Source organism: Pseudomonas sp. JY-Q (assembly GCF_001655295.1).
In the GTDB taxonomy this organism is placed as follows: domain Bacteria; phylum Pseudomonadota; class Gammaproteobacteria; order Pseudomonadales; family Pseudomonadaceae; genus Aquipseudomonas; species Aquipseudomonas alloputida.
Map to the genome: position 1 here is coordinate 5,549,452 of NZ_CP011525.1, position 22,542 is coordinate 5,571,993.

General features: G+C 62.1%; 20 protein-coding genes and 1 tRNA gene. 7 read left to right on the top strand and 14 right to left on the bottom strand.

Annotation, left to right across the window (positions count from 1 at the left end; all coding sequences use genetic code 11):
- Positions 1–52 precede the first annotated feature (52 nt).
- The gene (locus AA098_RS24915; protein ID WP_003255415.1) at positions 53–496 is read left to right on the top strand and encodes a helix-turn-helix domain-containing protein; all 444 of its coding nucleotides are present in this window, start codon (positions 53–55) and stop codon (positions 494–496) included.
- A 30-nt stretch (positions 497–526) separates the two neighbouring features.
- Here AA098_RS24915 and AA098_RS24920 read toward each other — a convergent pair whose 3' ends face one another.
- On the bottom strand, positions 527–1,459 hold the full coding sequence (locus AA098_RS24920; RefSeq protein WP_003255418.1) for an NAD-dependent epimerase/dehydratase family protein: 933 nt from the start codon (positions 1,457–1,459) through the stop codon (positions 527–529).
- Positions 1,452–2,336, bottom strand: a complete 885-nt coding sequence (locus AA098_RS24925) for a sugar nucleotide-binding protein (protein ID WP_003255419.1) — start codon at positions 2,334–2,336, stop codon at positions 1,452–1,454. The genes AA098_RS24920 and AA098_RS24925 overlap by 8 nt, the downstream gene beginning before the upstream one ends.
- 258 nt (positions 2,337–2,594) lie before the next feature.
- On the opposite strand from AA098_RS24925, the gene AA098_RS29975 reads away from it, so the two are divergent.
- From AA098_RS29975 to AA098_RS24935, 3 genes are read left to right on the top strand one after another with little or no spacing between them, the layout of a single operon-like run.
- Positions 2,595–2,729: a hypothetical protein gene (locus AA098_RS29975; protein ID WP_003255421.1), complete on the top strand. Its 135-nt coding sequence runs from the start codon at positions 2,595–2,597 to the stop codon at positions 2,727–2,729.
- Between the two features lie 17 nt (positions 2,730–2,746).
- Positions 2,747–3,538 (top strand): TSUP family transporter, encoded by a 792-nt coding sequence (locus AA098_RS24930; RefSeq protein WP_060538755.1) that lies wholly within the window; start codon positions 2,747–2,749, stop codon positions 3,536–3,538.
- A gap of 8 nt (positions 3,539–3,546) precedes the next feature.
- A complete protein-coding gene (locus AA098_RS24935; RefSeq protein WP_004576901.1) occupies positions 3,547–4,392 on the top strand; it encodes an alpha/beta hydrolase in 846 nt (281 codons plus the stop codon).
- A gap of 11 nt (positions 4,393–4,403) precedes the next feature.
- Here the strand turns inward: AA098_RS24935 and AA098_RS24940 are convergent, their stop codons facing one another.
- Positions 4,404–5,213 (bottom strand): helix-turn-helix transcriptional regulator, encoded by an 810-nt coding sequence (locus AA098_RS24940; protein ID WP_003255426.1) that lies wholly within the window; start codon positions 5,211–5,213, stop codon positions 4,404–4,406.
- Positions 5,214–5,391: 178 nt separating this feature from the next.
- On the opposite strand from AA098_RS24940, the gene AA098_RS24945 reads away from it, so the two are divergent.
- A complete protein-coding gene (locus AA098_RS24945) occupies positions 5,392–6,834 on the top strand; it encodes a sodium:alanine symporter family protein (protein WP_004576900.1) in 1,443 nt (480 codons plus the stop codon).
- Between the two features lie 63 nt (positions 6,835–6,897).
- Complete coding sequence (locus tag AA098_RS24950) at positions 6,898–7,896, top strand: asparaginase (protein ID WP_011953333.1); 999 nt, start codon at positions 6,898–6,900, stop codon at positions 7,894–7,896.
- Between the two features lie 105 nt (positions 7,897–8,001).
- Here the strand turns inward: AA098_RS24950 and AA098_RS24955 are convergent.
- The 9 genes from AA098_RS24955 to AA098_RS25000 all read right to left on the bottom strand — a co-directional run bounded on the left by AA098_RS24955 (position 8,002) and on the right by AA098_RS25000 (position 18,908).
- Positions 8,002–8,097, bottom strand: a tRNA-Sec gene (locus tag AA098_RS24955).
- A 6-nt stretch (positions 8,098–8,103) separates the two neighbouring features.
- The gene (gene selB, locus AA098_RS24960; protein ID WP_064615267.1) at positions 8,104–10,026 is read right to left on the bottom strand and encodes a selenocysteine-specific translation elongation factor; all 1,923 of its coding nucleotides are present in this window, start codon (positions 10,024–10,026) and stop codon (positions 8,104–8,106) included.
- Positions 10,023–11,450 carry an L-seryl-tRNA(Sec) selenium transferase gene (selA, locus tag AA098_RS24965; protein WP_060546309.1) on the bottom strand — a complete coding sequence of 476 codons (1,428 nt, stop codon included), beginning with the start codon at positions 11,448–11,450 and terminating at the stop codon, positions 10,023–10,025. The genes selB and selA overlap by 4 nt, the downstream gene beginning before the upstream one ends.
- Positions 11,451–11,589: 139 nt before the next feature.
- Positions 11,590–12,516, bottom strand: a complete 927-nt coding sequence (gene fdhE / locus AA098_RS24970; protein WP_054889434.1) for a formate dehydrogenase accessory protein FdhE — start codon at positions 12,514–12,516, stop codon at positions 11,590–11,592.
- A gap of 4 nt (positions 12,517–12,520) precedes the next feature.
- The gene (locus tag AA098_RS24975) at positions 12,521–13,177 is read right to left on the bottom strand and encodes a formate dehydrogenase subunit gamma (protein ID WP_060538758.1); all 657 of its coding nucleotides are present in this window, start codon (positions 13,175–13,177) and stop codon (positions 12,521–12,523) included.
- Positions 13,174–14,124 carry a formate dehydrogenase subunit beta gene (fdxH, locus tag AA098_RS24980; RefSeq protein ID WP_003255436.1) on the bottom strand — a complete coding sequence of 317 codons (951 nt, stop codon included), beginning with the start codon at positions 14,122–14,124 and terminating at the stop codon, positions 13,174–13,176. The genes AA098_RS24975 and fdxH overlap by 4 nt, the downstream gene beginning before the upstream one ends.
- Positions 14,124–17,192 carry a formate dehydrogenase-N subunit alpha gene (fdnG, locus tag AA098_RS24985; RefSeq protein WP_143494999.1) on the bottom strand — a complete coding sequence of 1,023 codons (3,069 nt, stop codon included), beginning with the start codon at positions 17,190–17,192 and terminating at the stop codon, positions 14,124–14,126. Before fdnG ends, fdxH begins: the two co-directional genes overlap by 1 nt.
- A 147-nt stretch (positions 17,193–17,339) precedes the next feature.
- Positions 17,340–18,101 carry an SDR family NAD(P)-dependent oxidoreductase gene (locus AA098_RS24995; RefSeq protein ID WP_003255442.1) on the bottom strand — a complete coding sequence of 254 codons (762 nt, stop codon included), beginning with the start codon at positions 18,099–18,101 and terminating at the stop codon, positions 17,340–17,342.
- A 21-nt stretch (positions 18,102–18,122) separates the two neighbouring features.
- On the bottom strand, positions 18,123–18,908 hold the full coding sequence (locus tag AA098_RS25000; RefSeq protein WP_003255443.1) for a TSUP family transporter: 786 nt from the start codon (positions 18,906–18,908) through the stop codon (positions 18,123–18,125).
- Between the two features lie 200 nt (positions 18,909–19,108).
- Between AA098_RS25000 and AA098_RS25005 the strand changes: the two genes are divergently transcribed.
- Positions 19,109–20,491, top strand: coding sequence for a PLP-dependent aminotransferase family protein (locus AA098_RS25005; RefSeq protein WP_004576895.1), 1,383 nt, complete (start codon positions 19,109–19,111; stop codon positions 20,489–20,491).
- Positions 20,492–20,581: 90 nt separating this feature from the next.
- Here the strand turns inward: AA098_RS25005 and AA098_RS25010 are convergent, their stop codons facing one another.
- Entirely contained in the window at positions 20,582–21,127 is a 546-nt protein-coding gene (locus AA098_RS25010; RefSeq protein WP_003255446.1) for a single-stranded DNA-binding protein, read from the bottom strand.
- Between the two features lie 9 nt (positions 21,128–21,136).
- On the bottom strand, positions 21,137–22,531 hold the full coding sequence (locus AA098_RS25015) for an MFS transporter (RefSeq protein WP_003255447.1): 1,395 nt from the start codon (positions 22,529–22,531) through the stop codon (positions 21,137–21,139).
- Between the last annotated feature and the right edge of the window lie 11 nt (positions 22,532–22,542).

Here is a 22,542-nt window from a genome sequence, read left to right on the forward strand (position 1 = left end):
TTAGCAAATGTGGTTTTAATCTGCAACCAGATAATCAAGACAGGCTTGCCCCATGCTCGATGAAAACAATGCGCAGTGTCCCGTGGCCCGGGCTCTGGAGGTGCTGGGTGACCGTTGGGCGCTGATGATCCTGCGCGATGCCTTTGACGGCCTACGGCGTTTCAGTGAATTTCAGAAGAACCTGGGGCTGGCGAAGAACATCCTCACCTCGCGGCTAAAGCTGTTGGTGGAAAGTGGGTTGCTGATGACACAGCCGGCGTCGGATGGCAGTGCCTACAAAGAGTATGTGCTGACCGACAAAGGGCGGTCGGTGTTTCCAGTGGTGGTTGGTTTGAGGCAGTGGGGGGAGCGGTTTCTGTTCGAGGCGGGTGAAACGCGTTCGGAGCTGGTGGACGGCGTGACGGGGCAGGCGCTTGAAGTATTGCAGGTCCGTGGCCAGGATGGGCGGGTCTTACATCCCGAAGATTGCCAGCGCAGAAGGGTGCGGCATGGGTGATGTCAGGGCTGCTGAGCAGCCCCGCGGGGCTCAGCCTTTACCGAGAAGCTTTGTCAGGCCTTCAACCATCGGCGTTACCTGCGCAAATTTGAACCGCGCCAACAACCGCTGGTTATCCGCTCGCGAATGGCGGATATCACCCGATCGCGCCGCCGCATAGCTGATCGCTGGCAAGCTCCCTACAACCTTCTCCAGCGCAGCCAGCAACTGGTTCAGTGAGGTCGCCTGGTTCAGCCCGATATTCACCGCCCCCTCCTCGACCTGCGGCTGCTCCAGTGCCTGCACCATCACCTGCACCAGGTCGCCCACGTAAAGGAAGTCACGGGTCTGCTCGCCGTCACCGAACACTGTAATCGGCAAGCCCTGCACAGCGCGCTCGCAGAAGATGCTGATCACCCCGGAATACGGTGAGGAAGGGTCCTGCCGTGGCCCGAAGATATTGAAGAAGCGAAACACCACCGGCTCCAGACCATGCTGGCGACGGTAGAAGTCCAGGTACTGCTCACTGGCCAGCTTGTCCACGGCATAAGGGGTCAACGGCGCCTTGGGCGTGTCTTCGGAAATCGACTCCCCTTCACCATTGTTGCCGTACACCGCTGCGCTGGAGGCGAAGAGCACCCGGCGCACGCCATGCACGCGCATGGCTTCGCAAACGTTGAGGGTACCGATGAAGTTACTCTGGTGGGTACGCACCGGGTCTTCGACCGAGGCCTGAACCGACGCTACCGCCGCCAGATGCACCACAGCACGGCAGCCAGCCGCAGCCTGAGTGACCAGCCCTGCATCGGCAACATCACCTTCGATCAGTTCCAGCCGTGGGTGGTCGACCTGCAGATTGCTTCGCCGGCCGGTGGAGAAGTCGTCGAGAATGCGTACGGCGTAGCCTTTGTCCAACAACGCATCGCACAGGTGGGAGCCAATGAAGCCGGCACCGCCGGTGATCAGGATGGGGGCGTCAGCCATGGCGGTAGAACCGGTCCAGTAGAGGTGGCAAACCAGCGCGCCAGGCACGCGGCTTGATACCGAAGGTATGAAGGATTTTCTTGCAGGCCAGTACCGCGTGCTGTGGCTCTTCGCTGGCATCCGGGCGCGCGGCATGGGCCTGCGGCGTGGGGGCCTGAACGGCCAGCTGGCGGTATTGACCGGCCTCGGCGAGGATCGCCTGGCCCAGCGCCAGCGGCGTGGTCGCCTCATTGCCGGCGTAATGGTAGGTGCCCCACAGCGGCGCATTGCAATCCAGTTGCTTGAGCACCGACAGGATCACTCGGGCGGCATCATCAACCGGCGTCGGGTTGCCACGTCGATCATCGGCCAGCAGCAGTTCCTGTGGTTGCTCGGCACGGGTCAGGAAGCGGCCCAACGCGCCATCGATGCTCTCGTCCAGCAACCAGCCAAAGCGCAGCAACACATGCTGCGGGCAGGCCGCACGCACGCTCTGCTCGATGCGCCATAGGGCCTGGCCACGCAAGCCCAGCGGCACTGGCTCGTCCTTTTCGCTATAGGCCGTGGCCCGCGAACCATCGAACACACGGTAGCTGGAGGGCTGCACCAAGGTGATCTGATGGTGCTGGCACAGCTCTGCCAACCGCTCCACCGCCCGCTCCTGTTGAGCCAGGCGCTGCTCGCTGACCGACTCAGCCTGGAACCAGTCGAAGTAATAGGCCAGGTTGACCAGCGCGTCGGGGCGATGGTCATCGAGCAGCTGAGTGAGGCTTGAGGGCGCCCAGCCGTTCTCGGGCGGGCGCGGTGCCAGGAATGCGATGTCCTCCTCGGCCCCAAGACGAATCAGCGCTTGCCCGAGGGCATTGCCACCACCCAACAGCATTAGGCGCATACGCATAGAGTCAGCAGATCCGGAGAGGTTGATGAGAAAAAAGAGTCATTTTGCGGTTTCCTGCCCGGGAAGTCCAACACCGGACCCGTTCGATGCCACTGGGGGTGATTCCACCGTTTCACTGCTCAATACCGCCACAGACAGAAATCTCCTACGACATACGAGGAATGGGCTGACTACCACGTCTCGGCATAACTGCATTGAATAGTCGACTCCCCACTTGCCAGCCAGGGAGTTTCACCTAAAAACGACAAGGAACGTTCAATGCTTCATTCGGAAGCTGCCTACCTGGATTTCTACCCAGAGGGCAACCGGCGCCTGCTTATCCGTCAGTTCGGATACTCCCCCTTCGCCGTACCGTTGGTGCTCGCTGAAGACCCGCTGCTGGTCCGTGGTTGAGCACAGGAAAATACCCCATGATCGAAATCGACTTGACGTTTGTTCTGCTACTCGCCCTGGTCGCACTGATGGCCGGCTTTTTTGATGCTATCGCCGGCGGCGGTGGCCTTATCACGCTCCCGGTGCTGTTTATTGCCGGTGTAGAACCCTTGGCAGCTATTGCCACTAACAAGTTCCAGGCAGCTTCGGCTACGGTTTCGGCTACGTGCGCCTTCGCCCGCAAAGGCATGATCGACTGGAGACGAGGCAGTCCCATGGCTGTCATGTCGTTCATCGGTGGGGCGTTGGGGGCCTTGTCGATAACTTACGTCCCCAAAAGCGTTTTGCAGGCGTGCGTCCCACCACTGCTGATCCTGATCGCCGCCTACTTTGCCTTCAGTCCAAAGCCGAATGAACAAGCGCGCAAGGCAAAGGTATCGACTAGCCTATTCTGCGTGACGGCTGCACCCATCATTGGCTTTTATGACGGCATCTTCGGCCCCGGAGTCGGCTCGTTCTTCATGCTGGCCTGCGTGGTCCTCTTGGGCCAGCACCTCATTCAAGCCGTATGCACCAGCAAGCTTTTGAACGCGGCCTGTAACCTGGGCGCATTGTCAGTTTTTTCTCTCAGCGGGGCGATCATCTGGCCGCTGGCGCTGGCAATGGCGCTCGCCGCCTTTCTGGGCGCACAATTGGGGGCTCGCTGCGCAGTTCGCTTCGGCTCACGCCTCATAAAACCGCTGCTGGTCAGCGTCTGCTGCATCATGGCACTCAAACTGCTGCTCGATACCGGCAACCCGCTCGGCGATTGGCTCAACCAGTTCTTCTAGAGAGCACCATGCACATTCAAAAGGCTTCCCCGCAGCGCGTGAAGTGGCAGTTTGACGAGCCCGCCCCGGGCAAAGAGCTGTTCATCAATGAAGTCTTTGAAAACTACCAGCAACAGGCGCGATTGCTGGTACCTGATATCGAGCGCGCAGCCCCCGCATTCGTTTTGGGGGGCGCGCGTTCCGACTTTACCCGGCTCAACCCTCTGCTTTATCGCCTGCAAACCGCAGGCATTGGTTCACTCACTGGCAATCTGTCAGGTCATAGCCTCGCCAGCGAGCCAGGCGCAACGGCGCCGTCACTGGCGACGAACCTTGATGAAGCAAAGCGTTTCCACGCGCATATCGCGCCTCGATGCCGAACGCTCATTGGCCACAGCCTTGGCGCGGCCATTACGCTTAAGCTTGCAGCACAGTTGCCACAAGTGGACAGCATCGTATTGATCTGCCCTGCTGTTTATCCAGACGATGCCCACCAGGCGCCGTTCGGCCCGGCATTCACTGCCGCCATCAACAAGCCTTTCGGTTTTCTGGAGAGCGATAGCTACACCTTCCTCAACCAGTTTCGAGGAAGAGTATTGATGGTGATCGGCGAGTACGACGGGCTCAACTCTCAGCGATTCGGCAAAGGCCCCGGCACCAGCGCTGGCAACCTGTGGCTTGCTGGCACTGAACGCTATAGCCCGATTCCTGAAGAAGTTACCCTCGCCTTGATGCGAGCAGTTTCAGCGTCACGTTTGCAATGCCTGTTTCTTACCGACTGCGACCATGGCATCGCGGCTCATTTGCGCAGTACTCCAACAATAGCGGACCAGGTTGCGGACGCAGTAGCAACGTTCATCCTCGACAATGCTTGAGGCGTTGAGCATTACTCGATCTCGAACAGACCATTGCGCAATGGCGCCACGCTCAATCGCTCGCGCACATCGTCATCTATGCGCGGATCATCCGGCCGGTACAGTTTCACCTGCCGATACGCATTGATGCGATTGATCTCCTCGCCCAGGTATTCCCACACCACCCGGGTACAGGCCGGGTTGCGCCGGTCACCGCTGGATACGCCGGCCTTCAGGCCATTCAGCCGGGTAATGCGGCTTTTGAAGCTGGGGATGAGGATGGTCTGGCTCATTTCGTTGAATGTCAGCGACTCGTAGTCGATGAGGAACATCCGGTCCTGCAGCTGGAACGCCGCCCCCAGGTAGCGGCAGCGTACCTCGGCATGCTGATCGGTGGCGCTGGAGCGCTCCTGCCGTTCCTGACGCTCGAACAGAAAACGGCCGCGTTCTTCCCACAGGTGCACCAGCGACACGAGGGTCGTGCCCGGCACCGACATGCAGTTGGAGTACTCGAAGTAGTAACCGCAATAGCGCGAAAGGTTGCCGCCATGTTCGTGCAACGGGCGGAACAACTCGCTGATCGGGTCACTGGGTTGCTGGGCCTGGGGCGATACCCGCGCACCGATCAGACGGGCGAACTGCTCGGCGGGCAGGTTCAGTTCGTAATCCTCGACACCGAAGAAGTCGCCGATACGCTTCAGGTTGAAAGCCGTCGGACGGCTTTGCCCGCTCAGGTACTTGTTGAACTGCGCGCGGTTGATCGACAGCTGGCGGCAAACTTCGGAAATAGAGCGGTAGTGACTGCAGGCAAGTTTGAGGTTTGTAGCGAAGTGATCGCTCATATGCGGAATCCAGGTGACGCGAATGACGCCATTGTAGCATCAAGTCGCATCAAGTCAGAGCAATCCGCGAAATTGTAACCACTCTTGTCATAGCCAACCATGCGCCCCAACGAATAGCGGTGCGCCTGCCGTCCGCTGGTCTTTCCACACGAAGAATAAGAATCGAGGTCATTTTCCAATGCTCGAAGTAATCAACGATTTCCTTTCGGGGAAACTCCTCATCGTGCTGATCGTCGGGCTGGGTAGCTACTTCACCATCCGCTCCCGGTTCGTCCAGTTCCGCCACTTCACCCATATGTTCAGCGTGTTCAAGGAATCGCTGCGTGGCCAGGCAGGCCAGCTGAGCTCCTTCCAGGCCCTGATGCTGAGCCTGGCCGGCCGCGTGGGCGCCGGCAACATCGCCGGTGTCGGTATCGCAGTGACCCTGGGTGGCCCTGGTGCCGTGTTCTGGATGTGGGTTACCGCACTGGTGGGCATGTCCAGCAGCTTCTTCGAATGCACCCTGGCCCAGGTGTACAAGCGCGCTGATGGCGACGGCCTGTACCGTGGCGGCCCGGCCTACTACATCCAGCACGGGCTGAAGCGCAAGAGCATGGCCATCGTGTTCTCGATCTTGCTGCTGGTCACCTACGGCTTCGCCTTCATCGGCCTGCAGTCGTACACCGTAACCCACTCGCTGCAGAATGCCTTTGCCTTCGACCCAAGCCACACCGGTATTGTCCTGGCCGTACTGCTGGCCATCACCTTCATCGGCGGCATCAAGCGCATCGCGGCGGTGTCGGACCTGCTGGTACCCGTCAAGACCCTGGCCTACATCGGCGTGACCCTGTACGTGATCGGCACCCAGATCGAACACGTGCCAGCCATGCTGGAAACCATCTTCAAGAGCGCCTTCGGCCTCGACCCGGCGTTTGCCGGCCTGCTCGGCAGCGCCATCGTCATGGGCGTGAAACGTGGCGTGTTCGCCAACGAAGCAGGCCTGGGCAGCGCGCCGAACGTCGCCGCCGTGGCCGCGGTGAAACACCCGGGCGCACAGGGCGTGGTCCAGGCCTTCAGCGTGTTCCTCGACACCTTCGTGATCTGCACCTGCACCGCCTTGCTGATCTTGCTGTCGGGCTTCTACACCCCGGGCTTCGAAGGTGACGGCATCGTCCTGACCCAGAACTCGCTGGCCGCCGTAGTCGGTGACTGGGGGCGCGTGTTCGTCAGCGTGGCGCTGTCGCTGTTCGTCTTCACCTGCATCCTCTACAACTACTACCTCGGCGAGAACAGCCTGCAATTCCTCAGCCGTAACCGCGCAGTGTTGATGGTGTTCCGTGGCCTGGTGCTGGCACTGGTCGTGTGGGGTTCGATGCAAGACCTGTCGACCGTGTTCGCCTTCGCCGACATCACCATGACCTGCCTGGCCTTCGTCAACCTGGTGGCCCTGGCCCTGCTGTTCAAGGTCGGCCTGCGGGTCATGCGCGACTACGACGACCAGCGCAAGGCCGGTGTAAAGCAGCCTGTGTTCGACTCGTCCAAGTTTGCCGACCTGGACCTGGACCGCAATGCCTGGCCTGCCAATCCGCAGGTGGAAACAGCCACTGACAACGCTGTCGGCCAAGTTCAGACCCAGCGCTGATATCCTCCCCTGCCCAGCCGCCCCTTCCGCGGGCGGCTTTTCTTTGTCCGCTCACCGCTACGGATGCTTTCCATGCGCGCAGTAAAGAATCTTCTCGTTCTCTATACCGGTGGCACCATCGGCATGCTCGAAACCCCCGAAGGCCTGGCACCGGCCGGTGGTTTTGACGCGCGGATGCGTGAACACTTTGCCCAGATGGCCAATGCACCCCAGGTGCAATGGACACTGCACGAGCTGAACCCGCTGCTCGACAGCGCCAATATGCAACAGCACAACTGGCTGGCGATGCGCGATGCCATCGTCGCGGCGGTGGATGTCGCGGGCCACGATGGCGTGTTGGTGCTGCACGGTACCGACAGCATGGCCTACAGCGCTGCTGCGTTGTCGTTCCTGTTGCTGGGCCTGCCAGCACCAGTAGTGCTGACCGGCTCGATGCTGCCGGCAGGTGCCCCGGACAGCGATGCCTGGGACAACCTGTGCGGCGCATTGCGCCAGTTCGAACACGGCTTGGAAGATGGCGTGCAGCTGTACTTCCACGGTCAGCTGCTGCATGGCTGTCGGGCGTCGAAGCTACGCAGCGAAGCGTTCGATGCCTTTGCTGCGCTGCCACGCCACCGTGACGCGGAGCGGGCCGATACGATCCCTGCCGAACTGGGCTACAAGCAGCCGCGCAAGCCGGTCAACCTGGCGGTTGTGCCAGTATTCCCGGGGCTTCAGGCCGGGCATTTGCAGGCCTTGATCGACAGTGGTGTGCAGGGTTTGCTGCTGGAGTGCTACGGCAGCGGTACCGGGCCATCGGATGACCAGGCGCTGCTGAATGTGCTGAGCGCAGCGCGCCAGCGCGGCGTGATGCTGGCGGCTATCAGCCAGTGCCCGGAAGGCTCGGTGGTGTTCGACACCTATGCAGCGGGCAACCGCTTGCGCGGGGCCGGCCTGGTCAGTGGCGGTGGCATGACCCGTGAAGCAGCGCTGGGCAAGATGGTGGCGCTACTGGGCGCAGGGTTGGATGCTGACGCAGCGGACCGCTGGTTTGTCCTGGACCTGTGTGGCGAACGGGCTTGATCAGCGCCTTTGAGGGCCTCTTCGCGGGTAAACCCGCGCCTACGACGATTGCGTTTCCTGTGTAGAAGCGGGTTCACCCGCGAAGAGGCCCTAAAGGGTAAAAAATGGCGGAAGGCAGCGGGAGTCGAACCTGCCCGGGAACGGCTGCCGTCCCCAACCGGGTTTGAAGCCCGGCCGCGCCACCGGGCGCGATTGCCTTCCTTGAACTCAGTGCCTGGCCTGCTGTTGGGCCAGGGCGCTGTCGGCGCGGATGTGACGCTGGTCGGCCACCCTCCGGGTCAGACCGATGCGGTCGAAGTATTCCAGAATCTGCACACTGCGCTTTCGACCGATGCCCAACATATCGCGAAACGCGGCAACCTGCACTATCTGCGTTTCGCTGGCCTGCCCCAGCATCAACGCTGCCATGCGCTGCAGCGTAGCCTCTGGATAGAACAGGTCGCGCACCACCTGATGCACCAGGCCCAGCCGGGCCAACTTGCGCAGTAACAGGCGCACATCGGCTTCGGCACGGTTCTCCTCACCCGCCAGCGTCCTGACCCAAGGTGGGTCGTATTGCCCTGCGATCAACTTCGGCTGCAGACGTGCCCACAATGCACTGTCGGCTTCGCTCAACTGCACCTTGTGGTCGGGCAGATGCAGCCATGGCCCGCTGCTGGCGATGGCGCTGTCGTCGAGCAGTTCATCCAGCAGGCTGACGAAAGCCGGCCGTTCCAGGGGCAAGGCTACAAAGCGCCGCAGGCGATCGCGGTCCGGGCCGAGCTGGTCGGGCTCTTGCTCGTGAAAGCGCGCCAGCTGTTCCAGAACCTGCTGCTTGAGCGCCTGCCATTGGGTGTTGGCGAACAGCAGTTGGCCCTGCCGGGTGGCCACCACTCGCACATCATCCGGTAACTGCCAGGTTTCCCGCAGGCGGTTGAACTGCCGCTCGAGTCGCTGCGGGCTAATGCCGCCCGGTGCACTGGCGAGCAGTGCTGGCAGTGCCTGCTCCAGATCCGCTGCATCGCGCAGCACCTGCAACTGCTGCAGACGGGCATCGCTGCGGCGTTGGCGGCTTGGGGCGAACGGGTCGAGCACCTTGCCGCCGCCCAGTGTGCGTTGGGCGCGCTGATCGCGCAGCACCAGGCGGTCGCCGTGCACGGCCTGCAACGGCGCGTTGAGCAACAACTGGGCAAACATGCGTTGGCCGGCAGCCAGGCTTTCGCCTTCGAGCAAGGCGACCCGGGCCGTTACATCCTGGGTGCCGAGGTGCACATGCACAGCACTGAAATGTTCGAAAGCACGCTTCTCGCCAGGTAACAGGTTCAGCTCGATATCCACCCGAACACTGGGCGCATGCAACCATTCGGGCACCAGCCAGTCGCCCCGGTGCACCTGCTCCACGGCCAGGCGCTCGGCAGCGATGTTCAGCGCCACCCGTTGGCCTGCTTCTGCCACCAACGCGGCCTGGTTCTGTGCATGCAGGCCACGCACGCGTACCACCTTGCCGGCCTTGCCCAGCAACAACGTATCACCCGCACTGACCCGCCCGGCCAGTGCCGTGCCGGTGACCACCACACCGGCGCCGGTAACCGCAAAGGCACGGTCGACGGCCAGGCGAAAACCACCGAAGACACTACGCTGCCGTGTACCTGCTTCGGCCTCCAGCAGGGCCTGACGCAACGCGTCCACGCCCTCCCCGCTGATGCTCGACAGCGGAAACTGCCGCGCACCGGCATATGGCCCAGGCGCCAGCAATTCACTGACTTGCATCTGCACCTCGGCCAGACGCGACGGCTCGACCCGGTCGCATTTGCTGATCGCCACCAACGCTTGGGGAATGCCCAGCAGCTCGATGATCGCCAGGTGTTCACGGGTCTGTGGCATGACACCGTCGTCGGCCGCCACTACCAACAACACCAGGTCGATGCCATGGGCGCCGGCCAGCATGTTGTGGATAAAACGCTCGTGGCCCGGCACATCGATGAAGCCGGTCAGCGGCGCGCCTTCGCTCAGCGCCGCATAGCGGTAGCCAAGGTCGATGGTCATGCCGCGGGCGCGCTCTTCTTGCCGCTGGTCGCCGGCCTGGCCGGTCAGCGCCAGCAGCAGTGCGGTCTTGCCGTGGTCGATGTGGCCAGCGGTACCAACGATCACTGCACCGGCCCCAGCTGCAGGGCTGGCAACTGGGCCAGCCACTGGGCTTCGTCATCCAGCTGGCGCAGGTCCAGCCACAGGGCATCGTCATCAATGCGGCCCAGCACCGGCACCGGTAGGTCACGCAGGGCTCGCTCCAGCACATGCAAGCTGCGCCCGCGCAACTTCTTGGACACTTGCGGGCGCAGGCACAGCGCGGCACTGGGCAAGCGTGCAACCGGCTGGCTACCACTGCCGATCATGCCCAACGCGGGCTCTACACGGATGGCCCATTGCTCGCCGAGGCGCGCCTGGAGCTCAGGCGCCAGGCGCTCGGCCTGGGCCTGGATCTCGGCCTGGCTGCGAGTCAGCAGGCGCAGGCTGGGCAGGCGCTCGGCCAGGCGATCGGGGTTACGGTACAGCGCCAGCACCGCTTCGAGTGCAGCGAGGGTGATCTTGTCGACGCGCAAGGCACGCTTGAGCGGATTTTTCTTGATCCTGGTGATCAAGTCCTTGTGGCCGACAATGATCCCGGCTTGCGGCCCCCCCAGCAGCTTGTCGCCACTGAAGGTGACGATATCGGCACCATCGGCCAGGGCCTGGCGTACCGTGGGTTCGGCGGGCAGGCCCCAGCGGGTAAGGTCGAGCAGGCTGCCGCTGCCCAGGTCTTCAAGCAGTGGCAGTTGATGTTGGTGGGCGATACGTGCCAGCTCAGCAGTAGGCACCTGGGTAGTGAAGCCCTGGATGCTGTAATTGCTGCAATGCACCCGCATCAGCAGACCAGTGCGCGGGCCGATGGCGGCCTCGTAGTCGCGGGCGTGAGTACGGTTGGTGGTGCCAACCTCGTGCAGCTTCACACCGGCACGGGCCATGATGTCGGGAATGCGGAAGGCACCACCGATCTCGATCAGTTCACCGCGAGAGATGATGCCTTCCTTGCGCGCGCCCAGGCTGTTGAGCGCTAGCAGCACGGCGGCGGCATTGTTGTTGACTACGGTGACGGCTTCGGCGCCGGTCAGCTCGCGGATCAGGCCTTCGATCAGGTCATCACGGTCGCCACGTTTGCCGGTGGCCAGGTCAAATTCCAGGTTGAGCGGGTAACGAGCCGCGGTCTGCATGGCCTCGATGGCTTCTTCCGGTAGCAAGGCGCGGCCCAGGTTGGTGTGCAGCACGGTCCCGGTGAGATTGAACACGCGGCGAACCTGGCTGCGTTGCTGGAGGACGAGGCGTTCGCCGCTGCGGCCAAGGAGGATTTCCGGAGCCAGTTCGGCGCTGCCGAGTTCGCCATGACGGGCGGGCTCGCGCAGGTCGTCGAGCAACTGGCGCAGGGTATTCAGCACGGCGTCACGGCCGTGGCGATCGATCAGAGGGAGGCAAGCCGGGTGGCGAAGGAGGGTATCGATGGACGGCAGGCGTGGGGTGTCGCTGGCTAGGCTGTTGGACATGCGGTACTACCTTGGACTGATCCGTTGTCTGTGCTGGCCCATTCGCGGGTGAACCCGCTCCTACAAGTACAGCGTGATCCGGAAGGTTGGCGCAATTACCTGTAGGTACGAAGGCAAGTCGGTGTTTCAGTGTAGACCCTCAGCCACTACCCGGGGCGAGCATCAGGTTGGGCGCCAGGCGATGGAAGCCCTCCCCGTCCAGACGTATATCCAGGGCCAGGCTGGCCAGATCATCGGCCAGCGGCTCGGCCGCCGCATCGTTCTCCAGGTAGTTCTGCTTCAGGTAGCTGTCGCACCCGGGGCAGCATTCCGCGCGCAGCGGCGCTTTGCCTGGCGCATGGCGATCATCCTCAAGGCTGGTGTAACGCAAATCCTTGCTCGACTCGCAGTACACACACTTGACCCGCACCACATGCCACTCACAGGCACACAACGAACAGGCCAGGTAACGCAAGCCGTTGTGCTTTCCACGGTTGCGCACCACCCCGGCCATCGCCGGCGAACCACAAGCCGGGCATTGGGCCAGGCTGCCGGCAGGCTTGAGCTGGTGTGCGGGCAGCGCCAGCAACCAGCTGGACCAGGCCGCCTGCAACGCGGCCCCGAGAAACGGCACCAGTGCTGCAGGCACACCATCGTACTGGCCTGCCAGCAAAGCAATGCCCCAGCCCTTGCGCTGATTGTCATCACTGCCTCGTAGCACCTGCAGGGCCTCACCCATCGGGCCACGGGTTTCGCCGCTGAGGTGCTCTAGCAGTGCCTGCAACCAGACCAGCCATGGCCCTTCACGCACCAGGCTGTCAGCCGCCAGCGGCGGCAAACCATGGTCCATGCACAGGCGCTGACGCGCCTCGGCCACCGGTATGCCGCCGGGCGGATTATCCACAAGCTGCTGCTGGATGCGGCATAACCGCGCAATCAACCTCAGGTAGTCGCCAAGCGCGTTGCCCTCAGCCAGTTGCTCCAGGCGGGCGGCGCGCAGTTCAAACAGGTTGGCGGCAGGCAGGTGCAGAAATGGCGGCGTGACTGCCGACGCTTCGATCTGCCCGGGTTCAAGTATGATGCTCAAGCGCTCATCCTTCTTTTCGTCCGTGATCACCCGGCGTCTTGTCGCCGGTCACTTCGCGGTACCACAATTCATGATGCTTGCGGGCCCAGGCGCGGCTGACCCAGCCATGCAGCATGGCGCCGATCGAGCCCTTGATCCAGATGCCGGCGTAGATGTGCACGATGATGCTGAGAATCAGCACGAAGGCCGCCAGCGCATGCAGCAGCGCAGACAAGCGAATGACATCGATGCCAAACCAATGGCTGAAGTATGCGCGCCAGATCACCACGCCACTGACCAGCAGCACCAGCATGCACACCAGCAGGGTCCAGAACAGCAGCTTCTGCCCGGCATTGTACTTGCCGATCGGCGGTACGCCCTCCTCCTCGTTGCGCAATACCCGGTCCACCCGGCGCAGCCACAGGCGGTCATTGGCGGTGATGAAGTTGGCCCGCCAGAAGCGCAATACCAGGCCGAGGAAAAACACGAACATCGCCACCCCGATGAAGGGATGCAGAATGCGCGTCCACGGCCCGCCGCCGAACAGGTTGCTGAGCCAGAATAGCGCCGGATGGAACAGCGCAAGCCCCGACAGCCCAGCCAGGATGAACAGGATCGCCACCACCCAGTGGTTGCTACGCTCGTTGGCGTTGTAGCGCAGGATGGGTTTGTTGTCGTTCATGGCCGCTGCTCCCCTTGCCCACCGGGCTGCTTCGGATCATAGACATGGACCGACGGGTCCACTTGATGCACGCTTTCGTCCGGCGGTGTCGGGTGTTCATCCTCCTCGACACGCTGTGGGCCGATCCGCACATAGTGGAAGAACCCCGCCAGCACCGCCGCGCCCATGGCCAACAGCGCCAGCGGCTTGGTGAAGCCCTTCCACAACCCCACCAACGGACTGATCACTGGCTGGTCCGGCAGGCCGGCATACAGCTTCGGTGTGTCGGCATGGTGCAGCACGTACATCACGTGGGTACCACCGACGCCATCCGGGTCGTACAACCCGGCCTTGTCGTAGCCCCGCGACTTCAGATCGACGATGCGCTCGGCCGCATGCACTTTCATCTCGTCCTTGCTGCCGAACACGATCGCTCCGGTCGGGCAGGTTTTCACGCACGCCGGCTCCAGCCCCACGCTGACGCGATCGGAACACAGGGTGCACTTGTACGCCTTGTGGTCTTTTTGCGAGATACGCGGGATGTTGAACGGGCAGCCGGTGATGCAGTAGCCGCAGCCGATGCAGTGGTCCTGGTTGAAATCGACGATACCGTTGGCGTGCTTGATGATCGCACCCGGGCTCGGGCAAGCCTTCAGGCAACCTGGGTCGGCACAGTGCATGCAGCCGTCCTTGCGAATCAGCCACTCCAGGTTGCCGTCGTCGCGCTCGTGCTCGGTAAAGCGCATCAGTGTCCAGGTCTCGGCAGTGAGGTCCTGGGGGTTGTCGTAGGTGCCGTGGTTGTGGCCAACCTCGTCACGCAGTTCATTCCACTCCGAGCACGCCACCTGGCAGGCCTTGCAGCCGATGCACTTGGTAGTGTCGATCAGCTTGGCGACCTCCTCCTGCTGACGCACCGAGGGCGGCACGGTAGTGGTGGCCGAGCGGGCGATGATGTCTTGGCTGGCCATCAGAGTTTCTCCACTTTCACGAGGAACGACTTGGACTCTGGCGTCTGCGTATTGCCGTCACCGAGGAACGGCACCAAGGTATTGGTCAGGTAGCCATGCCGGGTAGCGCCGGTGAAGCCCCAGTGCAGCGGAATGCCGATTTGGTGCACGGTCTGATTGTTGACCTGCAGCGGGCGAATCCGCTTGGTCACCACCGCCACCGCATCGATATGCCCACGCTTGCTCGACACCCGTACCCGGTCGCCGGCCTTGATGCCTTTCTCGTTGGCCAGCACCTCGCCTATCTCGACGAACTGCTCGGGCTGGGCAATGGCGTTGAGCCGGCAATGCTTGCTCCAGAAGTGGAAATGCTCGGTTAGCCGGTAGGTGGTCGCCGCATAAGGGAACTCATCGTGCGTGCCGAGGGTGTCCCACACAGAATCGAAGATGCGCCCGGCCGGGTTGCTGGTGGCCTTCTTGTTCTGCGGGTGCAGCGGGTTGATGCCGATCGGTGTTTCGAAGGGCTCATAGTGCTCGGGGAACGGGCCTTCGGCCATTTTGTCGATGGCGAAGAAACGCGCCACGCCTTCGGGGTTCATGATGAAGGGGTTCATCCCCGCCTCGGGCGGCGAGTCGACCTTGAAGTCCGGCACGTCGGTGCCGGTCCAGGCCTTGCCGTTCCACCATACCAGGCGCTTTTTCTCCGGGTCCCACGGCTTGCCTTGCGGGTCGCTGGAGGCACGGTTGTAAAGGATGCGGCGGTTGGCCGGCCAGGCCCAGGCCCAGTTCTGCACCTGGTGCATGCCATACGGGTCGCTGTTGTCGCGGCGAGCCATCTGGTTGCCCTGTTCGGTCCAGCTACCGGCAAAGATCCAGCAGCCAGACGCGGTGCTACCGTCGTCCTTGAGCTGACCGAAGCCCGCCAGTTGCTGGCCCGCCTTGATCACCGCGCCAGTCGGGTCGGTGACATCGGCCACCGCCCAGCCGTTCATCTCCTTGGCCAGCTCCTCCGGGGAGGGCTCTTCAGGGATCTTGTACGGCCAGCTGATATTCATTATCGCGTCAGGGTAGGCGCCACCTTCGGCCTGGTAACGTTGGCGCAGGCGCAGGAACAGCTCGCTCATGATCTGCACGTCGGTGCGCGTCTCGCCGGGGCCGTCTGCGCCCTTCCAGTGCCATTGCAGCCAGCGGCTGCTGTTGACCAGCGAGCCGTCTTCCTCGGCGAAGCAGGTAGTGGGCAAGCGGATCACTTCGGTCTGGATAGAGGCCGTGTCGACATCGTTGAACGGCCCGACGTTACGCCAGAATTCCGAGGTCTCGGTGGCCAAGGGGTCCATGATCACCAGCCACTTGAGCTTGCCCAGTGCCGCAGTGACGCGGTTTTTGTCCGGCAGCGCGGCGATGGGGTTGAAGCCCTGGCACATATAACCATTGACTTTGCCCTGGCCCATCATCTCGAACATGCGCAGCACGTCGTAGGCCGGTACATCGAGTTTGGGCAGCCAGTCATAACCCCAGTTGTTTTCCGCCGTGGCATTGGCGCCGTACCAGGCCTTCATCAGGCTGACGTGGAACTTGCCGTAGTTCTGCCAGTACGACAACTGCCCAGGCCGCAGCGGCTTGGAAGCGCGCTTGTCGATGTAGGCGGCGTAGTCCTGCTCGGCGTCACCGGCCAGGGTCAGGTAGCCCGGCAGCGAGTTGGACAGCAGGCCGAGGTCGGTCAGGCCCTGGATGTTGGAGTGCCCGCGCAGGGCATTGACCCCGCCACCGGGCATGCCGACGTTGCCGAGCAGCAGCTGGACCATGGCCGCACTGCGGATAATCTGCGCACCGATCGAATGCTGCGTCCAACCTAGCGCATAAAGGATCGTCATGGTCTTGCCCGGAACCGAGCAGGAGGCGATCTCTTCCCAGACCTTCATCATGGCGTCCTGTGGCATGCCACAGGTCATGCTCGCCAGTTCCGGGGTATAGCGGCTGTAATGCTGCTTCATCAGCTGGAACACGCAGCGAGGGTGCTGCAGTGTCGGGTCGACCTTGGCATAGCCGTCCTCACCCAGCTCGTAACCCCAGCCGGACTTGTCGGCGTACACACGCTTGGCCTCGTCGTAGCCGCTGAACAGGCCATCCTCGAAGCCATAGTTCTCTTTGACGATGAACGACACGTCAGTGTAGTTGCGCACGTACTCGTGCTGGATCTTGTCGTTGCTGAGCAGGTAGTTGATCAGCCCGCCCATGAAGGCGATATCGGTGCCGGTACGGATCGGCGCGTAGTAGTCCGCCACCGAAGCGGTACGGGTAAACCGCGGGTCGACCACAATAAGCCGCGCCTTGTTGTGCGCTTTGGCCTCGGTCACCCACTTGAAGCCACACGGATGCGCTTCTGCTGCGTTGCCACCCATCACCAGGACCAGATTCGCGTTGGCGATATCGGACCAGTGGTTGGTCATGGCGCCACGGCCGTACGTCGGGGCAAGACTTGCCACCGTCGGGCCATGTCAGACACGTGCCTGGTTATCGAACCCCAGCATGCCTGTTGCGCGGATGACCTTGTGGGTCAGGTAGCCAGCCTCGCTGGAAGCAGCGGAAGCGGCAAGAAAACCGGTGGTGAGCCAGCGGTTGACCGTTTGGCCTTGGGCATTCTTCTCGATGAAGTTGGCATCGCGGTCCTGCTTCATCAGGTCGGCGACGCGGTCCAGCGCCTCGTCCCAGCTGACCCGCACCCACTCTTTGCTGCCCGGCTTGCGAACCTCGGGGTACTGCAGGCGGCTCGGGCTGTGGATAAAGTCCAGCAAGCCGGCGCCTTTCGGGCAAAGTGTGCCGCGGTTGACCGGGTGGTCGGCGTCCCCTTCGATATGGATGATGTTCTGTTTGACGTTCTTCCCCGCATCACCCTGGCTGTACAGGATCAGGCCGCAGCCGACCGAACAGTAGGGGCAGGTGTTACGGGTTTCTTTGGTATGCGCCAGCTTGAAGTGACGCACCTGCTCGGCGAATGCCGGCGTTGGGGCCATGCCCAACGCCGCAAGGCTCGAGCCTCCAAGGCCGACGGCGGCGACCTTGAAGAACTGCCGACGGTTCAGGTCCATCGTGCACTCCTGATCAGGTGGTGGACGCGCGGAACATTGCCGGCGCCTCTTGGTAGTCACGGTGGCGGCCAATTGATGGCCGCCAAAGGATAAGACTAGTCAAGAATCCAGAAGGTGCGATGACCTGGGTCAGTGGTGCGGCCCCGATCAGGCACGTGGCAAGTTGCGCACCACATTCAGCGCCGCACTGCTCTGCGCCACAGGCATGATCTCGATGGTATTGATATTCACATGCGCCGGCTGCTCGGCAACCCAGGCTACCGTTGCTGCGATGTCCTCCGGCAGGAGGGCCTCTACATCCCGATACAAGGCCTGCACGGCGTCCAGGTCGCCATTGAGGCGCACCACCGAGAAGTCAGTGCCTGAGCACAGCCCCGGCTCGATATTGCTCACCCGCACGCGGGTGCCAGCCAGGTCGGCACGCAGGTTGAGGCTGAACTGGCGGACGAACGCCTTGCTGGCGCCATACACGTTACCGCCCGGGTAGGGGTAAGTGCCGGCGATCGAGCCGATGTTGATGATCATGCCGCTATCGGCTTCCACCATTTGCGGCAGGATCTTGTGGGTGACCATGGCCAGGCCGGTGATGTTGGTGTCGATCATCTGCTGCCAGTTTGCGGCACTGCTGGTTTGGGCACGGTCCACGCCCAGCGCCAGCCCCGCATTGTTGACCAGCAGATCGATCTGCAGCGACGCCTCACGCAGCTGCTCGACCGCCTTCTCAAGCGATACGGGGTCAGTGACATCCAGCGCCAGCGGAATGAAATTTACGCCCAGTTCGGCCTCCAGTGCTTTCAGTTTGTCCATGCGCCTGGCGCCACCGATCACCCGGTAGCCTTTGCCGATCAGGGTGCAGCAGATGGCGCGGCCAAAGCCTGAGGAAGCACCGGTTACAAATGCGGTTTTCATTGGTTATCTCCTATCAATGGGTCAGGTCAGGTACTTCACGCCCAGGCTGATGAACAGACAGAGCATCGAGAACACCAACGCCTTGCGCACCACGTCGTTGCCTTTACGCAAGGCCAGGGAACTGCCCAGGTGGTTACCGAGGATGTTGCAGGCCACAAGTGGCAATGCCAGCAGGTAGACGACCTTGCCTGCGCTGACGAACGCCACCAAAGCACCGATGTTGGAAGCGAAGTTGAAGGTTTTGGAGTTGGCTGAACTGGAGACCAGGTCCATGCGCAGCAGGTAATGGAAAGCGATGATGAACATGCTGCCGGTACCGGGGCCGAAGAAGCCGTCATAGAAGCCGATGACCAGGCAAGTCAACGGCACTACGGTGTACAGCATTCGCGAAGACAGCTCGCGCTCCTCGACCGGACGATCCTTGGGGGTAAGGAAAATGAGAATGCCGAGCGGGATCAGTGCCAGGATGATCTTGCCCACCGTTTCCTGCGAGATCGATACGATCAGGTGAGCCCCCAGGTAGGCGCCTAATAGCGAAAACGGCACCCCGACCAACGCTACCTGCCAGACCATCTTGCTGTTGGCCAGGAAGTTGCGGATAGCCGCCAGCGTGCCGAGGGTACTGACCAGTTTTTCCTGGCCCAGTGCCACCTGGGGCGGCATGCCAACCAGCAGAAAACCCGGCACCAGGAACAAACCTCCACCCCCGGCAATGCTGTCAACGAAGCCCGCAACAAAAGCGATCGCGCCAAGCATGAGGATTGCCAGCAACCCGTGCTCCGCCCAGTAAGAACCCAACATGTCCATAGCAAAGTCCATCCAGTGGAGCGTTATGCCAGGCGCAGCCTGAGAGCGGCTGGCCTGATCGGTGCGATGATTGTAATTTCAAAAATTGAATCGATTCAATCTAAAATAAATTCAACTCAATTTAACCAATTACCATCATTACCTGCATCCGAGCTTTCATGCTAGGCTTTCGCGCTCTTGCAGAGCCTGGTGCCATCTCCATGTGGGTCCCCCAATACAGCCATCAAACACAGCCGGTTTACCTGATGATCGCTGATGCCCTTGAACAGGACATCGAACGTGGTCGGCTTGCAGAAGGCGATCGCTTACCCACGCTCAAGGACCTCGCCGAGGCGCTGAATGTAACCCCCGGCACGGTTGGCAGGGCCTACGACGAAGCAGCCAAGCGTGGTTTGGTGGCTGGCGAGGTAGGCCGAGGCACATTTGTCAGGCAACTGCGGCAGCCATTACCCGCCCCGTCGGTGCCCACACCCGTTGCCGGCGAGAGTAGCCAGATCGACCTCTCGATCATCAAGCCCAACGACGCTCACATGAGCGAGTGGCTAGGCACGGCTATCCGCGAACTGGCCGCCTCCTCTGACTTGGGGCAGGTACTCGACTATGTGACAGAAGGTGGCCACACGTCCCACAAACAAGCCGGTGCGACCTGGATACAGCGCTGGCTGCCTGATGCTCGCTGGCAGCAGGTGGTACTGACTGCTGGCGCCCAGCATGGGCTGCTGGTGGCCATCAGCAGCCTGTCGAAGAGTGACGATGTGGTGCTGTGCGAGTCGCTCTGCTACCCGGGCATCATATCCCTGGCCCACAGCCTGGGCCGGCGCCTGCGCAGCGTCGCCATGGACGAACACGGGCTCATCCCGGAGGCATTGCGCGCGGCCTGCCTGGAACACCGCCCTTCCCTGCTGGTGTGCGTCACCACGCACCAGAACCCGACCAACTCGATCATGCCCCCAGCAAGGCGCCAGGCTATCGCCGAGATCGCCCGTGAGTTCGACCTGTTCATCGTGGATGACGATATCTACGGTTTTCTCGAGCCCGACCCGGGCTACAAGCCGCTTGCAGCGTATGCGCCTGAACGCTCGGTGTACCTCACCAGCCTGTCCAAAAGCGTGCTGCCGGCACTGCGCATCGGCTACCTGTACGCCCCGCCGCAAACCCTGTCGCGGTTATCATCGATGGTACGCAGCAGCGTGTGGATGCCATCGCCACTGATGGCGCAACTGGCCAGTAACCTGATCAACAGCGGCAAGGCCGACCAGCTGGTGCGTATGCAGCAACAGGAGGCGGCCGCGCGCCAGCACATGGCCCGGGAGATTCTTGGCCAATACAAGATCCGCACCCAGCCTCACAGCTTCCATATCTGGCTGGAGCTGCCAGAACCGTGGACCAGCGACGAGTTTGCCAACCTGGCGCGTGATAACGGCGTAACGGTGGTCAGCGGCAGCCAGTTCCTGCCAGAACGCAGCCACCCCACCAGCGGTGTGCGCATCGCCCTGATGGCACCCAGCCGCCAGGCACTGGGCTTTGCCCTGACCAAGCTGGCAAGCCTGCTGGATTCGGCGGAGCCGCGGTTGTTCTACTGAAAGCGATGCCAGATACGCGGTGCTGCCCATAAAAAAACCCAGGGCAATTGCCCTGGGTTTCTGGTCTTGCTGAACGCCTTACCGCTCTGATCAGAACGGAATATCGTCATCGAAGCTGTCGAAGTCAGCCGCCGGCTGCGGCGCAGGCTGTTGCGGCGCTGGGCGCTGAGGGGCCTGCTGCGGGCGCTGGGCCTGCTGGCGTGGCGGTGCCTGGTTGTACTGTTGCTGCTGGCCGCCACCGTAATTGCCGCCACCCTGGTTGTACGGGTCGCCGCCCTGCTGCTGGCCTTGCGGACGACCGCCGAGCAGCTGCATGGTGCCGTTGATGTCGACGATGATCTCGGTGGTGTAGCGCTTGATGCCGTCTTTTTCCCACTCGCGGGTCTGCAGCTTGCCTTCGATGTAGCACTGCGAACCCTTGCGCAGGTACTCGCCAGCGATTTCGGCAACCTTGCCGAACAGCGACACACGGTGCCACTCGGTACGCTCGACCTTCTGGCCCGACTGCTTGTCAGTCCACTGCTCGCTGGTGGCCAGGCTCAGGTTGGTCACGGCGTTACCGTTGGGCAGGTAGCGGACTTCGGGATCCTGGCCACAGGTACCGACCAGAATGACTTTGTTAACCCCACGGGCCATAACGTTCTCCTAGGCTTCGCACGCCGAAGAGGCTGGATTCACCAGTCGCTCGAGGGTCGCACGGTCCAAAATTTTCGTATCCAGTTTGATATAGATGGCGGCTTCTTCTGCCACCACCACAGCGTCGGTCACACCCGGCACGGCCATCAGGCGCTCGGTCAGGCCGGCTTCCCGGACCGCCTCAGGCGTCAGGGGCATGCGCAGGCTGGTCACATATGGCGGCTCGTTCATGCGCAAGGCGACGATCAGCCAGATAGCACACAGCACCGCGCTACCGAGGAACACCGTGTTCAGCCCACCGTGCTGGAACAACCAGCCGCCAAGGATCCCGCCTAACGCTGCACCGAGGAACTGGCTGGTGGAATACACCCCCATTGCCGTCCCCTTGCCACCGGCAGGCGATACCTTGCTCACCAGAGAAGGCAGCGAAGCCTCCAGCAGGTTGAATGCGGTAAAGAATACCACGGTGCCAATCACCAGTCCGCGCAAACCGTCAGCCCACTCCCAGAAGTATATCTCTGTCAGCAGCAGGACACTGACTGCGCCGGCCAACACTCGTTTCATCTTGCGCTTTTTTTCGCCGTAGATGATGAACGGGACCATTGCAAAAAATGAGATGAACAGCGCAGTCAGGTACACCCACCAGTGCTGCTCCTTGGGCAGGCCGCCACGCTCGACGAACGCCAGTGGCAGCGCAACGAAGCTGGCCATGAGGACGGCGTGCAGGATGAAAATGCTTATGTCCAGGCGCAGAAGGTCCGGATGACGCAGTGTCGGGCCGATGGCCTGGCGCGCCACCCCCGACTCGCGGTGCTGCAAAATGCTGTGGGTGTTGGGTACGACAAACGCGATCAACAGGATGCCGACCAAGGCAAGCCCGGCCGTAACCAGGAACAAACCTGACAAACCAAAGGCACTTGTCAGCAATGGACCAACGACCATGGCGACAGCAAACGACAGGCCGATGCTCATGCCGATCATGGCCATGGCCTTGGTCCGGTGTTGTTCGCGGGTGAGGTCCGACAGCAGTGCCATCACCGCGGCAGAAATTGCCCCCGCGCCCTGCAGGATGCGCCCGGCAATCACGCCCCAGATAGAGTCAGCCTGGGCCGCCAGCACACTGCCCAGGGCAAAGATCACCAGCCCCAGATAAATCACCGGTCGGCGACCGATGCGGTCAGAAACCATCCCGAACGGGATCTGCAATACCGCCTGAGTCAGGCCATAGGCACCAATGGCCAGGCCGATCAGGGCAGGCGTGGCACCAGCCAGGTCCATGCCGTAGGTGGCCAGTACCGGCAAGACCATGAACATGCCCAGCATACGAAAGGCAAAGACCAGGGCAAGGCCGCCAGCGGCGCGGGTTTCGCCGCCACTCATACGCTCGTTGTGGGTGTCGTGCATGGATTAACCTC

Coding starts and splice junctions, on each gene's coding strand:
- AA098_RS24915 (WP_003255415.1), top strand. CDS start 53: ATGCTCGATGAAAACAATGCGCAGTGTCCCGTGGCCCGGGCTCTGGAG.
- AA098_RS24920 (WP_003255418.1), bottom strand. CDS start 1,459: ATGGCTGACGCCCCCATCCTGATCACCGGCGGTGCCGGCTTCATTGGC.
- AA098_RS24925 (WP_003255419.1), bottom strand. CDS start 2,336: ATGCGTATGCGCCTAATGCTGTTGGGTGGTGGCAATGCCCTCGGGCAA.
- AA098_RS29975 (WP_003255421.1), top strand. CDS start 2,595: ATGCTTCATTCGGAAGCTGCCTACCTGGATTTCTACCCAGAGGGCAAC.
- AA098_RS24930 (WP_060538755.1), top strand. CDS start 2,747: ATGATCGAAATCGACTTGACGTTTGTTCTGCTACTCGCCCTGGTCGCA.
- AA098_RS24935 (WP_004576901.1), top strand. CDS start 3,547: ATGCACATTCAAAAGGCTTCCCCGCAGCGCGTGAAGTGGCAGTTTGAC.
- AA098_RS24940 (WP_003255426.1), bottom strand. CDS start 5,213: ATGAGCGATCACTTCGCTACAAACCTCAAACTTGCCTGCAGTCACTAC.
- AA098_RS24945 (WP_004576900.1), top strand. CDS start 5,392: ATGCTCGAAGTAATCAACGATTTCCTTTCGGGGAAACTCCTCATCGTG.
- AA098_RS24950 (WP_011953333.1), top strand. CDS start 6,898: ATGCTTTCCATGCGCGCAGTAAAGAATCTTCTCGTTCTCTATACCGGT.
- selA (WP_060546309.1), bottom strand. CDS start 11,450: ATGTCCAACAGCCTAGCCAGCGACACCCCACGCCTGCCGTCCATCGAT.
- AA098_RS24975 (WP_060538758.1), bottom strand. CDS start 13,177: ATGAACGACAACAAACCCATCCTGCGCTACAACGCCAACGAGCGTAGC.
- fdxH (WP_003255436.1), bottom strand. CDS start 14,124: ATGGCCAGCCAAGACATCATCGCCCGCTCGGCCACCACTACCGTGCCG.
- AA098_RS24995 (WP_003255442.1), bottom strand. CDS start 18,101: ATGAAAACCGCATTTGTAACCGGTGCTTCCTCAGGCTTTGGCCGCGCC.
- AA098_RS25000 (WP_003255443.1), bottom strand. CDS start 18,908: ATGGACATGTTGGGTTCTTACTGGGCGGAGCACGGGTTGCTGGCAATC.
- AA098_RS25005 (WP_004576895.1), top strand. CDS start 19,109: ATGTGGGTCCCCCAATACAGCCATCAAACACAGCCGGTTTACCTGATG.
- AA098_RS25010 (WP_003255446.1), bottom strand. CDS start 21,127: ATGGCCCGTGGGGTTAACAAAGTCATTCTGGTCGGTACCTGTGGCCAG.
- AA098_RS25015 (WP_003255447.1), bottom strand. CDS start 22,531: ATGCACGACACCCACAACGAGCGTATGAGTGGCGGCGAAACCCGCGCC.